Annotated in this window: 12 protein-coding genes, 1 tRNA gene and 1 other RNA gene; 6 read left to right on the top strand and 8 right to left on the bottom strand. The window is 70.4% G+C overall.

Annotation, left to right across the window (positions count from 1 at the left end; translation table 11 throughout):
• The first annotated feature begins 1 nt into the window (after window position 1).
• The 3 genes from OHQ87_RS19455 (at window position 2) to OHQ87_RS19465 (ending at window position 5692) form a co-directional block, all read left to right on the top strand.
• A complete protein-coding gene (locus tag OHQ87_RS19455; RefSeq protein WP_328339811.1) occupies window positions 2-511 on the top strand; it encodes a SigE family RNA polymerase sigma factor in 510 nt (169 codons plus the stop codon).
• Complete coding sequence (locus OHQ87_RS19460) at window positions 508-1353, top strand: hypothetical protein (protein ID WP_328339813.1); 846 nt, start codon at window positions 508-510, stop codon at window positions 1351-1353. Before OHQ87_RS19455 ends, OHQ87_RS19460 begins: the two co-directional genes overlap by 4 nt.
• Window positions 1354-1597: 244 nt before the next feature.
• Window positions 1598-5692 carry an Ig-like domain-containing protein gene (locus tag OHQ87_RS19465; RefSeq protein ID WP_328339815.1) on the top strand — a complete coding sequence of 1365 codons (4095 nt, stop codon included), beginning with the start codon at window positions 1598-1600 and terminating at the stop codon, window positions 5690-5692.
• Window positions 5693-5798: 106 nt separating this feature from the next.
• Here the strand turns inward: OHQ87_RS19465 and OHQ87_RS19470 are convergent, their stop codons facing one another.
• Both OHQ87_RS19470 and OHQ87_RS19475 read right to left on the bottom strand, forming a co-directional pair.
• The gene (locus tag OHQ87_RS19470) at window positions 5799-5999 is read right to left on the bottom strand and encodes a DUF397 domain-containing protein (RefSeq protein ID WP_328339817.1); all 201 of its coding nucleotides are present in this window, start codon (window positions 5997-5999) and stop codon (window positions 5799-5801) included.
• Window positions 5999-6898, bottom strand: coding sequence for a helix-turn-helix domain-containing protein (locus OHQ87_RS19475; RefSeq protein WP_328339819.1), 900 nt, complete (start codon window positions 6896-6898; stop codon window positions 5999-6001). The genes OHQ87_RS19470 and OHQ87_RS19475 overlap by 1 nt, the downstream gene beginning before the upstream one ends.
• Before the next feature lie 136 nt (window positions 6899-7034).
• Here OHQ87_RS19475 and OHQ87_RS19480 point away from each other — a divergent pair, with 136 nt between their 5' ends.
• Complete coding sequence (locus OHQ87_RS19480) at window positions 7035-7376, top strand: hypothetical protein (RefSeq protein ID WP_328339821.1); 342 nt, start codon at window positions 7035-7037, stop codon at window positions 7374-7376.
• Window positions 7377-8660: 1284 nt separating this feature from the next.
• On the opposite strand, the gene OHQ87_RS19485 is transcribed toward OHQ87_RS19480, so the two are convergent.
• Window positions 8661-8733, bottom strand: a tRNA-Ala gene (locus OHQ87_RS19485).
• A gap of 96 nt (window positions 8734-8829) precedes the next feature.
• Window positions 8830-9420, bottom strand: a complete 591-nt coding sequence (locus OHQ87_RS19490) for a YqgE/AlgH family protein (protein ID WP_328339823.1) — start codon at window positions 9418-9420, stop codon at window positions 8830-8832.
• A 150-nt stretch (window positions 9421-9570) separates the two neighbouring features.
• Here OHQ87_RS19490 and OHQ87_RS19495 point away from each other — a divergent pair, with 150 nt between their 5' ends.
• Complete coding sequence (locus OHQ87_RS19495; protein ID WP_328339825.1) at window positions 9571-10374, top strand: S-methyl-5'-thioadenosine phosphorylase; 804 nt, start codon at window positions 9571-9573, stop codon at window positions 10372-10374.
• Window positions 10375-10521: 147 nt separating this feature from the next.
• Window positions 10522-12117, top strand: a complete 1596-nt coding sequence (gene mdlC, locus OHQ87_RS19500; protein ID WP_328339826.1) for a benzoylformate decarboxylase — start codon at window positions 10522-10524, stop codon at window positions 12115-12117.
• 158 nt (window positions 12118-12275) lie between these two features.
• Here the strand turns inward: mdlC and OHQ87_RS19505 are convergent, their stop codons facing one another.
• The 4 genes from OHQ87_RS19505 to ftsX form a co-directional block, all read right to left on the bottom strand.
• Window positions 12276-13229, bottom strand: coding sequence for a hypothetical protein (locus OHQ87_RS19505; RefSeq protein WP_328339828.1), 954 nt, complete (start codon window positions 13227-13229; stop codon window positions 12276-12278).
• A 287-nt stretch (window positions 13230-13516) separates the two neighbouring features.
• Window positions 13517-13892: a transfer-messenger RNA gene (gene ssrA, locus OHQ87_RS19510) on the bottom strand.
• Between the two features lie 104 nt (window positions 13893-13996).
• Window positions 13997-14476 (bottom strand): SsrA-binding protein SmpB, encoded by a 480-nt coding sequence (smpB, locus tag OHQ87_RS19515; protein ID WP_328339829.1) that lies wholly within the window; start codon window positions 14474-14476, stop codon window positions 13997-13999.
• A 135-nt stretch (window positions 14477-14611) separates the two neighbouring features.
• Window positions 14612-15487, bottom strand: coding sequence for a permease-like cell division protein FtsX (gene ftsX, locus OHQ87_RS19520; protein ID WP_328339831.1), 876 nt, complete (start codon window positions 15485-15487; stop codon window positions 14612-14614).
• Window positions 15488-15550: the final 63 nt, after the last annotated feature.

A 15550-nucleotide genomic window follows, 5' to 3' on the forward strand; every position in this document is an offset into this window, starting at 1 on the left:
AATGGGTGATCGCGACGCGGCGTTCGCGGCGTACTTCGCGGCGAGGTCGGAGGCGATGCGCGGCACCGCGTACCTGCTCTGCGGCGACTGGCACCGGGCGGAGGACCTGGTGCAGACCGCGTTCACGAAGCTCTATCTGGTCTGGAACCGGGTCTCCCGGCACGAGGTACTGGACGCCTACGTGCGGCAGATCCTGGTCCGGACCTTCCTCGACGAGCGGCGGCGCGGCTGGTGGCGGCGGGAACGGGTGGGTGCCGAGCAGAGCGAGCGGCCGGCACCGCCCGAGTCACCGGAGAACCGGCTGGTGCTGCTCCAGGCGCTGGCCGCCGTACCGCCACGGCAGCGGGCCGTCCTGGTGCTCCGTTACTGGGAGGACCAGTCCGTCGAGGAGGCCGCGGCGGTGCTCGGCTGCTCCACCGGGACGGTGAAGAGCCAGTCGGCGCGCGGGCTGGAAACGCTGCGCGGCCTCCTGTCCCCCACCCTCAGCGGAGTCCGGAAGGGACAACGATGAACGGCGAAGAGTTGCGCGAGGCACTACGTACCGAGATGGCCGGCACCACCCGGCCGCCGTCGTTGAGCGTGGACGCCGCGCTGCGTGCGGCCCGACGGACCCGGGTACGACGCCGTACCGCCTGGGCCGGCGTCGGACTGGCGGTGGCGCTGCTCGCGGTGACCGGGGTGGGGGCGATCGGCGCCCCCGGTTCCGGCGGGTTCACCCCGGCGGCGTCCGATCCCGGTCCCGTCCCACCCCCGTCGGTGCACGACACCAAGCAGGCGTGGCCGACCGGGCCCGACGGTCGTCCCCAGGAGGACCGGACCGCGCGGGCGGGCACCCGGTACGACCAGGGGGTCCGACTGCTCGACGAACTCGTCGCCGTGGTACCGACCAGGTACACCGTGCCGGCGGACCCGGCGAACCCGCCCGCCGGCCAGCCCCTGGTGCGCGACCATCAGGCACAGTTCGACGGCGAGTTGGACGGGGTCGAGGTGTGGAGTTACACGTCCTCGGTCACCGTGCAGCAGGGGCAACGGATGGGCCGGTTGCTCGTCGAGGTGCACAGTGCCGGCAACCGGTTGTCGACCGGGCCGTGCCCGCTGACCCGGCAGTTCTGGGGCATGGCGGGCGAGTGCGAGGTGGTGACCGTCGGCACGACGCAGGTCGGCGTGGTGGTCCGGCCCGGCGGGGACGACCGGTTCGACCAGTGGGCCGCCTACCGGCACCCGGACGGGGTGGTGGTCTTCGTCGCGCAGTCGGCGAGGCTCGGCGACGGCCAACCGGAACTGACCGCCCTGCCGTTCTCGCCGCGACAGCTGGCGACCCTCGCCGGTGACGAACGGTTCCATCTGCGCTGAGAGGACTTGCCCGGGATAAGCGGGTTGCCCGGTAGGCGGCAGCCATCCGCAATTCCGGCACCCGTCCGGTTACCCGCCGGGTTACCGTCGCGGGCGCATTTCCCCTGGTAGGACGGTATTTGATCAGCCAGAAAACGGCTGTCAACGGAAACCTCGGAGAAACGAGAACTGGTTAGCGTTCGCGACCGTTGAACGCTCAACTCGTTCCGAGGAGAATCCTTTGAAGGTACGAACATCGAGGAGTATGCGCGTACTCCTCTCGGTGATCGTCGCGGTGACGGCCCCGGTGGCACTGGCGACGCCGGCCACCGCGGCGTCACCCACCGCAGTCGCACCACCCCCGGCCGCCTCGCCGGACCTGCCCGACCCGACGGCCCGCGGCCCCTTCGGTCACCGGGCCGTCCAGGAGGCCAAGTTCGGCCTCGCCAGCATCCAGGAGCCGAACTCCGCAGGCGCCGACCCGACGGCCGGCACGGCGCAGGCGGCGGAGCAGGTCGAGATCCGGGGTCAGCTCTACACGCCGGACTGGACCAAGCGCACCACCCCGTCGCCGGTGATCGTGCTGGTGCACGGCAACCACGGCTCGTGCGACTCCGGTCAGGACACCGCCCAGCTCACCTGCGCCCAGTTCAAGCACAACGAGAACGGCTACGCCTACCTGGCGGAAAACCTCGCCACCTGGGGCTACACCACGTTCTCGGTGTCCCAGGACCAGCTGATGATGCGGCAGGACAGCAGCAAGGGCAAGGGCATGCACAGCCGGCGGCTGCTCATCGCCGCCACCCTGGACGCGATAAGCGCGGCGAACCGCCCCGGCGGGCTGCCTGTCGACCCGCACACCACAGTCGGCACCACCCTCGCCGGTCGCCTCGACCTGACCCGCATCGGCCTGATGGGCCACTCGCGCGGTGGTGACGCGGTGTCGAGCTTCATCGACTACAACCGGATCCGCACCGACGGTCCGCGTTATCCGCTGCGCGGGGTCATCTCGCTAGCGCCTGTGGACTACGAGCGCAAGGCCCCGTACGGGATGCCGTACATGTCGATCCTGCCGATGTGCGACGGCGACGTCTCCAACCTCCAGGGCGCGCGGCTCTTCGAACGCAGCCAGTACGTCAACCCGGGCGACCCCTTCCCCCGGATCCAGGTGGAGCACCTGGGCTCGATCCACAACTGGTACAACACCGTCTGGTACGCCGACGGCGGCGCGGACGGCCAGGCCAACAACGACGCCGCCTGCGGCAACTCGGCGCCGTTCGCGACCAACAACATCCACCCCAACAACCTGCGGCTCAGCGGTGCGGCCAGCTACACCGACCCCGACCTGAACTACTCCATCGACAACTCCGACCCGTTGAACCCGGCCGTGAACACCAAGTTCTCCGGCGACGCGGCGCGGATGGGCGACCAGGAGAAGCTCGGGCTGGCGACGATGGCCGCCTTCTTCCGGCGCTACGTCGGCGGCGAGGGCGCGTTCCAGCCCTACCTGACAGGTGAGCTGGCGAACACCCCGAGCGGGCTCCAGGTCCCGGCGTCGGCCTGCCCGACCAGCCCGTCCGGCACCGCCATCGGATGCAACGAGCGGGTCAACACCAGCTACTTCGCCGCCCCGCAGGAGCGGGTGGACGTGATCCGTCCCGAGGTGAACAACCCGCTCACCCGCAACGCCCTCGGCGGCACCCTGACCGGCAGCGGCTTCGCCGACCCGTACGCGCAGGCCGCCGGGGTGACGCCGAAGCCGGCGACCACCACAGGTGGTTACGACTGGTGCAACCCGGAGCCGCAGGACTTCGCCCCGGCGCAGCTCGGCAGGACCGGGCTGCCGACCGCCGCCAAGCCCTGCCCGCTGCCGGCAGCCGGTGCGCTCGGCGGGCAGAACGGCACCCGGGAGAACAGCCCGGTCAACCACTCCTACGGCCGACAGCTCACCCTCGCCTGGGAGCCGGGCTCGACCGCGTCGCTGACCGCCGCGATCCCGGCCGCGTCCGGCGACGTACGGCACCTGAAGGCGCTCGCCCTCAGCGCCGCCGTGAACTTCTTCGACACCCGCAACCCGGGTGCCGACAACCGGGGCGACAACACCCGGGACACCACTGTCAACGGCACCCCGACCAACCCGGTCTGGCCCAACGAGAAGCCCACGTCGTACGACCCGTCGTCGACCACCCAACGGTTCGTGATCGCGCTGCGCGACACCGCCGGCCACGAGGGGACCGTCGACGCCGGGGATCCCCGCTGGGGCAACGCCCTGCACATGTCGACGGGCACCAACACCCCGAACACCCACGTCGTCCTCGACCAGATCCGGGTCCCGCTCGCCGAGTTCGCGGCGCAGGGCGTGGACGTGGGCGCCCTGGCGAAGCTGGAACTCCGCTTCGGCGTGGGCGACCTGCCGAAGTCCGGCTCGATCGAGCTGGCCGACGTACGTTTCCAGGAGACCGAGGCGGGGGCGCAGATCCTGTCCGACGGCGACAAGGCCGACGGCGCAGGTCACGGCCCGGCCGCCCTCGGCGGCCCCGACCCGGCGACCTACCTCGCCGGCTACGACAACACCCCGGGCAACGTCGCGCTCGTCGACCCGGTGGCCAACCCGCAGGGCAACACCACCTGGACTGTCGACGACGACCGGAAGCAGTGCCCGACGGCGGACTTCACCTCGATCCAGCGGGCAGTCGACTTCGCGTCGCCGTGGGACACCATCGTGGTCTGCGCGGGGGTCTACCAGGAGTCGTCGACGCCGGTGAACCACGCGTCCAACCTGGTGCAGACCGGCGCCCGTAACGGCCTGACCATCACCAAGCCGCTGAAGATCAAGGGGGCCGGCGCGGACAAGGTGACCATCAAGCCGGACCCGTCGTTGGGGAACCTGGCGGGCGACCAGCCGTACCTGCGCGACGGCGGCGGCAACGTGATCACCGTTTCCCGCCAGTCGCTCGGCTCGACCGACACCAACGAGATGTTCCTCGACCTGTCGGGGGTGACGGTCACCTCCGGTGAGGTCTGGGCCGAGGCGGGCATCGCGTTCTTCGGCGCGGCCGGCCGGGTCGCGGACAGCGTCGTCGGCCCGCTGCGGGTGGCGAGCACCGACGAGGAACTGGCCGCGCACCCGCACGGCTGGGGCATCGTGAAGACCGGCGTCATCCGGGGAGCGGGCACCGGCACGGTGGAGAGCGAGGTGACGGTCACCGGCAGCGTGGTCAGCGGCTACCAGTCCGGGGGCATCCTCTTCGACGGCGCGCGGGGCCGCGACGGCACCCCCGACACCACCGTCCGCAGCGGCATCAGGCAGCACGGGTACGTGACCGACACCGTCGTCACCGGCGAGCCGAACAGCCGGTTCCCGCAGACCGGCATCGCGTACACCAGCGGGACGGACGGCTTCGTGAACACCAGCCGGATCACCGGGAACTACTATGCGCCCGCGCCGTCGCGGTCGTACGGCATCCTGCTGACCGACGCCGGCACCGGGACGGCCGGGGCGCTCGCCGGCACCCGCAACGTGCTCACCGGCAACGGGTTCGCCGTCTACAACGCCAACGCCGACAACACCGCCGTCCGCGAGGGTGCACCGTTCGCGCTGACCGGCAGCTACCTCGGCAGCGGGCAACCGGTGCCGGGCGGCCCGGCGGTCCCGGAGACCGGCGTCGAGGCGGTCTCCGGCGTGGACAGCACCGGTGCGGCCACCGTCACCGTCACCAAGCGCCGCCCGACGCCGCCACCGGCGGTGCCCACCGGAGTGGGTCGGGTCGCCGACGCCGCGCCCTCGGCCGAACTGGCCGACCCGGGACGCGGCGCGGTGTTCCAGGTCGGGACGACGGTGCACCCGCTGATCCGGGGCACCGACGACTTCGCCATCGCCTCGACGAGCCTGTTCGTCAACGGCACCCTGGTCGGCACCAGCACCACCGCCCCCTACCTGTTCGACTGGACGCCGACGGCGAAGGACGCCGGCCGGCAGGTCAGGTTCCAGGCGATGGTGGTCGACTCGTCCGGGCAGTCGACGCTGTCCAAGCCGATCGTCGGCACCGTGGATCCGGCGACGCCGCCGCCGACGGTACGGATCGACAAGGTGGAGGCCAACGCCGCGTCGGGGACGGCGACGCTCACCGCGACTGTCAACACGGCCGGCACCCTCACCCTCACCGGTGAGAAGGTGAATGCGGTCACCCGGCAGGTGGCGAAGGCGAACACCGTGACGATGACCGTGATGGTGGCACCCGCGTACCGCCAGACCCTTGTCAAGACCGGTCGACTCGACGTGGCGTTCACTGTCGGGTTCGCCAACGCGGCCGGGCAGAGCCCGGACGAGACGGTGCAGATGACCCTGATCAGGTCGTGACGGCCCGACGCTGAGGGGAAGGGTCTCTCCGCAAGGGGGCCCTTCCCCTCGGTGTGTCCGGGGTCGCCGACGTGCCCTGCCCTGTGCGGATCGGGCGTCGGCGTGACTAGCTCGTCGGGTCGGCCTTGAGGCTGGTCAGGAAGCTGGCCCAGGAGCGGCCGTCGAAGGCGAGCACCGGGCCGCTGCGGTCCTTCGTGTCGCGGACGTCCACCGCTCCACCGACGAACCGCACCTCGACGCAGGCCGCGTTGTTTGAGCTGCGAGAGGACTTGAACCAGCCACGATCGGGGGTGGGGAGAATGGTCATCACGTCATCTCCTTGGCGATCCGCCGGATCAGCTCCAGCGACTCCGTCGAGCTTAACGCCCGTTCCCGCGCCTCGGCGAAGGTGACGACGTAGTCCGCGACCCGGCTGGACTGGTCGATGATGTCGCTGGAGGTCAGCACCTCCTGCCACACCAGGTCGGGCAGTCGGGGCGACGGGAACGACAGGATCTGGAACGGGCCACCGAGCGCGGGATGCGCTCCGGCGGTGAACGGCATCACCCGGATCTCGATCTGCTCCGGGCGCTCGGTCAGCAACCGGCCGAGGTGGTCGAGCTGGGCGCGCATCACCTCCGGCCCGCCCACCTGCTGCCGCAGCACGCCCTCGGCGATCACGGTGGTCACGCGGATAGGGTAGTCACCGTCCAATCGCCGTTGCCGCGCCATCCGCGCGGCAACGCGCCGGTCCATCTCGGTCAGTCGCACGTAGGTGTTGCCGCCCCGGATGACGGCGCGGGCGTATTCCTCGGTCTGCAACAGCCCATGGAGCAGCTCGTTATCGTAGGTGCGGATGTGGTCGGCACCTGCCTCGTAGCCGAGGAAGCGCAGGAACTCGGCCGGGAAGAGCTGCGAATACTGGTGCCACCAGGCCCGCTGCGCGGCAGCGACCCGCAGCCCCTCCAGCTCGGCCGCGTCGGCAGGATCGAGTTCGTAGACCGTGACCAGCTGGGCCAGTCGGTCGGCGGGCAGCTTGACCCGCCCCGCCTCCACCCCCGAGATGTACGCCTGCGTGATGCCGCTCGCGCGGCCCGCCGCGACGGCTGTCATCCCCACCTCTTCCCGGCGCTCCCGCAGCCGCATGCCCAGCTCCCACGCCTGCACGGTGGGCGACACGAGCGGCGGTGGCGACTTGCGGCGCGTCTTTGCGGGGTTCGGTGTCATCTCAACTCCATCCGTCCATGGTCTGCATGGCAACCATGACCATAGTCGGCTGACACTCCGAAGACCAGGGTCTTGATATCATCATCTTCATCGGTAATGCTCTTTGGCAGGAGGTTCATCGACAGGAGGAGGCAGCATGTTCGAGCCGGGCAGCTGGACCAGCCAGGAGCCGCAGGTGCGGCACGCGTTCTCGCTCTGCCGGGTCGTCGACGCCGGCACCCCCGACCAGTGGTACGACCTGCTCGGTGTCGTCCGGGTGCCGGTCGACCGGCTGGCCCCCGACAAGCAGCGTGACCAGCTCCGCCCCTGGGCGCTGGCCACGCTGACGGCCGGCGGTTACGGCTTCGGCCGCTACTACGCGTGCTACTCCACGCTCGACGAAGACGACGAACCCGACAAGGCCATCACCGACGAGGACATCAACTGGTCCGGCAGCACCATCCTGGTCCCCGCCACGCCACCGGCCACCCCGTGCTGAAACGTGGCCTTCATTAGACTGCCCTGGTTGAGACGTAAGTCAATTTCTGCGGAGGCGCTGCACACCCAGGGGGTCACGAACGAAGCGCGGTACAGCCGGCAGCACTAGCTGCGGCGTATGTCGCGTTACCGCAAGCTCAACATCCGAGTCACTGACGCTGCGGGCAGGCGGGAATCGGATGGCCCCCACCGCGGGCCAGATGGGTACCCAACAGTCTGGGCGACGCCGAGGAACTGGCACTCCCCAACCTGTGACGGTATAGGTCAACAGCGCCACACCCCGGAAGACGAGGCACGTCCACATAGCGTGCCGCACCTCGGAGTCATCCCATGACCGGTCTCTTCGGATAATTCTCACCGTGGCTTGAGGAAGCGAGAACTCGCGCTCTCCAACGTGCCTCCCCAGCCAAACCGAACTGTGCTCGGGTGGAAGCTCAGTCTGTTGGAGCCGGCGACGCATTGCTAAGGTTGTCGTCGCCGGCGTCGGTGTGGAAACTTCCCGCATCCACGCCGTCTTGATTGCCCAGGTAGCAAGATCGGCTGCCCGATCTGGCTGAATCACAATTGCCTGCCGGCTACCCGCCGAGTCGATCAGGTCTGACACGGTGGGTTGCACCCGCTGCTCAAGCCGACTCATCCACCCGTTGTTGCAGCCCCGACAAACCTCTCGCGCAACCAACGTCAGGACAGAACCTTGGCGTTCAGTCACTACAGTCGGATCCTCGGTGAAAGCATCGACAGCGGTTCGCCGAAAGCCGGCATGGTGTACGTAACGGGTGGGGTTCGGAGTCTCCAGGTACCCGTGCATCCACCGTGGCCAGATGTGCTCTTTGCTGAGCGATCCGGTGAGGCCACAAAACGCACACGCCCGCCCCTGGCGTGTCCGGCCGCGCTGTCCATTCGCCACGGTGCCCTTCCCCGTCCACGCTCACCCCGCCGGGTCCTCTATCAACTTTCATCATCTGGCGTCAGGAAGGTAGCTTCCACCGCACGAGCGCGTCGCCATACTCGCACCTGACCTGCCTCAAGAAACCTGGCAGCCGGACCGAAGAGGGCAAACTGCGACCTCGGGCCACCAAGAACCGAAGGCCATTGCTTTGTAGCAGGTGGCGGCCGTACCGTCACGTCCACTTCATGATCCACCCACCCAGGTCGGGCAAAGTGACCGCCGTCACGTAGTAGCTTCGGACGGGTCGTGGACCGCGTCCGGGGCCGAATAGGGTCAAACAATCAAGGGCTTGCTCATCAAATTCGATGAGCAAGCCCTTGATTCGCTACCTAAGGGTGGAGCCGAGGGGACTCGAACCCCTGACCCCCACACTGCCAGTGTGGTGCGCTACCAGCTGCGCCACGGCCCCTTGCGGTCGGCCCGGTCGCCCGGGCACGGAGAGAACTATACACACGACGCCCGGCATGGTCATCTCGCGGGGGTGCCCCCGGAAGCGCCCGGTGGATCAGTTCAGTGCCACGTCCGGGGGGAAGTGCGCGACCGCCGCCATCATGCCGCCCTGCCGGCGCAGCACCATCGGCCAGAGGTCGTCCGGGCGGTCGACGAAGGCGTCGCCGGGCAGCGCGTCGAGCACGAACCAGGAGCCGTCCTCGATCTCCTGCTCCAACTGCCCGGCGCCCCAGCCGGAGTAGCCGGCGAAGACCCGGATGCCGCCGATGCTGTCCCGCATCCGCTCCGGGTCGACCGACAGGTCGACGGTGCCGACCGCGCCGGAGATCGGCTGGAAGCCCTTCAGCCGCCGCATCGGGTGGCGCATCCGGGCCAGGCAGATCGCCGACTCCGGCTGCACCGGGCCGCCTTCGAAGAGCACCGCCGGGTGCCGGGCGAGGTCGCTCCACTCACCGAGGACGTCCGCGACGGCGACCTCGGTGGCCCGGTTGAGCACCACCCCGAGCGCCCCGTTGGCCTCGTGGGCGACAAGCAGCACCACCGTACGATCGAAGTTCGGGTCTTTGAGGGCCGGTGTCGCGACCAGCAGTCGCCCGGTCATCGACTCCACGGCACGACCGCTGATCGCCGGTCCCTCCCCCTGCATCTCGGACATCGTCAGCCGCGCACCGGGTCCGACAACCGGGCACCACCGACCATCCGTGCTGTCACCGCCATGTCTGGCACCATAGCCTGCACCCGGTGCGGTGGCTAAGGTCTGACCGACAGGTGATCGAGGGCGGTCGAGGGAGGGTCGATGGGTCCGACGGCGGACATCGCGGTGATCGGCGGTTCGGGGTTGTACGCGCTCCTCGACGACGCGACGGAACACCGGGTGGAGACACCGTACGGCGACCCTTCGGACGTGATCACCGTCGCACCGGTGGGCGGCCGGCGGGTGGCCTTCCTGCCCCGGCACGGGCGTGACCACCGCCACCCCCCGCACCTGATCCCGTACCGGGCGAACCTGTGGGCGCTGCGCACGCTGGGGGTACGCCAGGTGCTCGCCCCGTGTGCCGTCGGCGGGCTCCGCCCCGAGCTGGGCCCCGGCACCTTCGTGGTGCCCGACCAGCTGGTCGACCGGACCAGTGGCCGGGTGCAGACCTACTACGACCAGGGCGCGGTGCACGTGGCGTTCGGTGACCCGTACTGCCCGGTGGGGCGGCGTACCCTGCTCGACGCGGCGACCGGGCGGGACGTGCCGGCGGTGGACGGCGGCACGGTGGTGGTTGTCGAGGGCCCCCGCTTCTCCACCCGCGCGGAATCCCGCTGGTACGCCTCGATGGGCGGCGCGGTGGTCAACATGACAGGCCACCCGGAGGCGGTGCTCGCCCGCGAACTGGCCCTCTGCTACACCTCCATCGCCCTGGTCACCGACCTGGACGCCGGTGTGGAGGCCGGCGACTCGGTCACCCAGGACGAGGTCTTCCGGGTCTTCGGCGAGAACACCGACCGGCTGCGGGGCGTACTGCTGGACGCGGTGGGCGCCCTGCCCGCCGACCGCGACTGCTCCTGCGGGCACGCGCTGGACGGCATCAGGACCCCGTTCCCGCTCCCCTGAGCCGCGCCCGGCGGGCGCGGTCCGGGAGGCGATAGCCGGCAAAGCGCCTGAACCGCAGCCTGCCGCCCGATAGATTCGGCAGGTCGGGGGCGGATCGCCGGGGCCCGGCGGGCAGCGGCGCGGGCCGGGGACACGGAGGCGGGGGCGATGGCGACCGTCCGGGAGACCACCTACGACCTGCTCCGCGCCCTCGGCCTGACGACGATCTTCGGCAACCCCGGTTCGACCGAGGAGCCGTTCCTGCAGGACTTCCCGGCCGACTTCCACTACGTGCACGCCCTGCACGAGGCGTCGGCGGTGGCGATGGCCGACGGGTACGCCCAGGCCACCGGCCGACCGGCGCACGTCAACCTGCACACCGCCCCGGGCACCGGCAACGGCATGGGCAACATCGTCACCGCCTGGCACAACCGGACCCCGCTGATCGTCTCCGCCGGGCAGCAGAGCCGGGAGATGCTGCTGCTGGAGCCCCGGCTGGCCAGCCGGCGACCGACCGAGCTGCCCCAGCCGTACGTGAAGTGGAGCCACGAGCCGGCGCGGGCGCAGGACGTGCCGGCGGCCTTCATGCGGGCGTACGCCACGGCGGCGCAACCGCCGACCGGACCGGTCTATCTCTCCCTGCCGCTCGACGACTGGCAGCAGCCGGCGGACCCGCCGCCACAGGTGCGGACGGTGGCCACCCGGTTCGCCCCCGACCCGCGTCGGCTGCGGGAGTTCGCCGCGGTGCTGGCGGCCGGCCGCAACCCGGTGCTGGTGCTCGGCGCGGCCGTGGACCGGGCCGCCGCCTGGCCGGTCGCGGTGGCGGTGGCGGAGCGGCTCGCCGCGCCGGTCTGGTCCGCGCCGGCACCGGAGCGGGCCGCCTTCCCGGAGCACCACCCGCATTACCGGGGGGTGCTGCCGTACGCGATCGCCCCCCTGGCCGAGAAGCTCACCGGGCACGACGTGGTGCTGGTGGTCGGTGCGCCGGTGTTCCGCTACTACCCGCACGTGCCCGGCGACCACCTGCCGCCCGGGGCCCGGCTGCTGCACGTCACCGACGACCCGGACGAGGCGGCCCGCGCCCCGGTGGGCGACAGCCTGCTCGGTGACGCCGGGCTGACCCTGGCCGCGCTGCTGGACCTGCTGCCGGCGGCCGACCGGCCCCCGCCCGCGCCCCGCCCGACACCGCCGCCCCCGGAGCCCGGTGACCCGCCCGGCGCGGACGCGCTCTTCGCCGCGTTGGCCGCCTGCTGGCCCACCGACGGGGTGCTGGTGCAGGAGTCACCGTCCAACCTGGCGGCGCTGCGTCGCCGGCTCCCGGTGACCCGCCCGGCGTCGTACTTCACCATGGCCAGCGGCGGGCTCGGCTACGGGCTGCCGGCCGCCGTCGGCATCGCCCTCGCCGAACGGGACACCGGGCGGGGCCGGCCGGTCGTCGCGGTGATCGGGGACGGCTCCTTCCACTACTCGGTGCAGGCACTGTGGACCGCCGCCCGGCTGCGGTTGCCGGTGGTCGTGCTGGTCCCGGTGAACCAGCAGTACGCCATCCTCAAGGCGTTCGCCGAGCTGAAGTCCACACCCGGCGTGCCCGGACTGGACCTGCCGGGCCTCGACCTCACCGCCATCGCCCGGGGCTACGGCTGCGCCACCCGCGTCGTCGACACCCCGGCCGACCTGGACGACGCCCTGACCGAGGCACTACGCGCGAACCGACCGACCGTACTGGCCGCCCCCATCAGCCCCACCATCCCCAACCTCCTCTAACCCCCCACCCCCCCCCCACCCCACCCCACCCCCACCCTCCCCCTCGCCCCACCCCCCACCCTCGCCCCGTTGATCAAGAGGTTTACGTCAAGTTGATCGCCGGGGATGACGCAAACCTCTTGATCAACAGCGGCATCGGGGTGGGGGCGGCGTTCGCGTCAGGGGGTGGTGAGGGTGAGGAGTCGGCCGGTGGCGACGTCGAGGACCGGGCGCGTGCCGAGGGGGGCCGCCAGTGTCACGGTGACCGGTTTGAGTGCCGCGAGATCTATGCACTCCCCGGTGGCCTGGACCACGCCGCCGCCGACCACCACCACGTCGTCGCTCTCCCGCACCAGGGCGGTGGGCCCGCCGTCGCAGGCGCCCAGGGCGACCGTGTACGTCAACCGGGTCCCGTCGACCCGTTGGAGCCGATCGGCACCGGCCACGCCAGCCGGAAGTGGCCGGGTCGGCGTGGACGGTTCGGGCACGGCGGTGACCGCCCGGGGGGCCACCGCGAGCCGGGCCACCTGGGTGGTCAACTCGGCCACGGTGAACAACCAGGCCGGCACGACGGCGACCCCCCGGCTGGTGCGTACCTCGGTGGTGCCGAGGACCACGCCGGTGACGGTGAGCGGGATACAGGGGGTGACGGCCTGGGTGGAGACCGAATCGTCCGGCCTGGCGGCGTCGGTAGAGGTGGGAGCCTGCGGTGCCCGGGGCCGCCCCTCGCACGGCTGCGGATCCCCCTGGTCCAGTTCCCGGTACGCCTCGGCTGCGCTGACCAGCGGAACAGTCAGGGCACCGTCCGGGAAGCGGATCGCCGCGTCGGCGGGCACGGCCGTCGGCAGTGCGATCTGGTCCCGGTACCAGCCGGCGCGGAAGGCCGCCTCGGTCTCGGCGCTGAAGCCGGGATCGCCGACGAGCACCGTGACGTCCTGCAGCGGCAGGTAACCGCCCGACCAGTCGGCCCCGGGCCGCCACGCCCCCGCGACCTCGGCGGCCCGCTTGTCGAACTCCTCCCGATGCCACCCCGGATCACCCCCAGCCACCCCACCCGGCCCAGCCCCGGCTGGCGCACACCCACCCACCCCCACCACCAGAAGGCCCAAGCCCACCAAAACAAGTCGCCGCATACCCCTGAGACGCCCCACCCCCGCCCCCGGTTCCCCACCCGCCCCGCCCTCGCCCCGCCCCGTTGATCAAGAGGTTTAAGTCAAGTTGATCGCCCCAGATGACGCAAACTTCTTGATCAACGGGGCCGGGGCCGGGGCCGGGGCAGGAGCCGGGGCCGGGGCAGGGCAGGGGCAGGGCGGGGCGGGGAGAGACGGGCGGGGGCGGGGAAGGCCCGGGAGTGCGGGGGCGGGTGGGTCAGGGAGGAATGGCGATGCGCCCCGGTCCTTGGGGACCGGGGCGCATCGTGTGGTGGAGGTGCCGGGAATCGAACCCGGGTCCTTCGCCGGTTTGTCAGGGCTTCTCCGAGCGCAGCTCGCTATGCCTCTACTCGGCCCCACCGCTCACGCGAGCAAGTTGGTGTGACGGGCCCAGTCGCTGATTGATCTCGCCGCACGGACCCCGCGACCGGGTCCGGTTGGCCAGCCTCCTAACTGATGCCGGCTATTGGGACGAAGGCGTTCCCAGGCCGACAGACTCAGCTACTCGCCTCAGGCGGCGAGAGCGAAGTCAGCGCGATTTTGCTTGGCGCTTATAGTTTTCCGACGACCGATTCTCGAGACGACGTCGGCTTCCTCGGCTCGCTTCCCCTGTCGCTGCGTACGAAGTCGAAACCAGTCACCCCCTCGACGGGCCGCCGATGTGGCGGCACTGACAAGACTAACGCCTACCGCAACGGGTTTCATCCCGAGCCCCGGGTCGGCGCGTCCAGCCCGACAAACGGGACGAATCAGTCGTCCATTCCCTTGCCCCGCCGGCCCGAGACCCGGGCGATCTCCCGGTCGGCGTCCCGCTTGGCGAGGTCCTGCCGCTTGTCGTACGACTTCTTGCCCTTGGCCAGGGCGATCTCCACCTTGGCCCAGCCGTCGGAGAAGTAGACCTGCAACGGGACCATGGTCAGGCCGCCCTCGCGGGTCTTGCCGACCAGCTTGTCGATCTCCAGCCGCTTCAGCAGCAGCTTGCGGGTACGCCGGGGCTCGTGGTTGGTCCAGGTGCCCTGGGTGTACTCCGGGATGTGCATGCCGTGCAGGAACAGCTCGCCGTCGCGCTCCTGGGCGAAGGCGTCGACAAGCGAGGCCCGCCCCGCCCGCAGCGACTTCACCTCGGTGCCGGTCAACGCCATGCCCGCCTCGTACGTGTCGAGGATGGCGTAGTCGTGGCGGGCCTTCCTGTTGGAGGCGACCACCTTGCGGCCCTTTTCCCGTGGCATCGGCGCACCCCCTTCCTGGTCCGCGCACCGGCCGTCCGGCCGGCGAGCGGGGATCATGCTACCCGAACGACAAGGACCCTTCCGCGCCGTTTGTTCCCGGCGCGGAAGGGTCCTCACGGAACACCCCTGCGGTGACTAGACCCGCAGGTAGAAGCGGAGCGTGACCCAGGCGGTGGCGGCGCTGATCAGACCACCGACGCCGGCCATCAGCGGGAACATCAGGAAGATGTCCGACCACTGGATCGGCGAGAGCAGCCCCTCGAGCGCCTTCAACGAGCCGCTGAACAGCAACTGCTTCGCACCGATCAGCGCGACCAGGCCCAGCAACGAGCCGATCAGGCCGGCGACCACCGCCTCCAGCACGAACGGCGCCTGGATGAACCAGTTCGACGCGCCGACCAGCTTCATGACCGCGACCTCACGCCGCTTGCTGTAGGCGGCCACCTGGATGGTGTTCGCCACCAGCAGCAGCGCGGCGATGGCCATCACCACCGCGGCGGCCAGCGCGATGTTCTGGATCGCGGTGAGCACGTTGAAGATCTTGTCGAGCAGCCGGCTCTGGTCGACGATCACGTCGACCCCCTCGGTGCCCTGGTACTGGTCGTAGATGTTCTTGTACTGCTCCGGGTTGACCAGCTTCAGCCGGAACGACTCGGGCAGCAGGTCCGGCTTCACGGCGTTCACCAGGTCGGGCGCGTCCTGGTACATCTCCTTGAAGGTCTTGTACGCCTCGTCCTTGTTGACGTAGAGGACCTCCTTGACCAGGGGATCGCCCTTCAACTTGGCGTCGAGGTCGGTGCGCTGCTGCTCGGTGACGTCGGTCTTCAGGAAGATCGAGACTTCGACGTTCTTGTAGTAGAGATCCTTCATGTCGCCGACCTGTTTGTACATCAGGCCACTGGCGCCGAGCATGGTCAGCGAGACCGCCATCGTGATGATCATCGCGACGGTCATGGTGACGTTGCGCCACAGTCCGACCAGTACCTCGGACAGGACGTACTTCATCCGCATCGGGTGTTCCTCCGGCTCTCCGGCGTGAGGTGTTCGTCGTCAGGTCGTACGGCAGGGGTGGAG

This window comes from Micromonospora sp. NBC_00421 (assembly GCF_036017915.1).
Lineage (GTDB): Bacteria > Actinomycetota > Actinomycetes > Mycobacteriales > Micromonosporaceae > Micromonospora.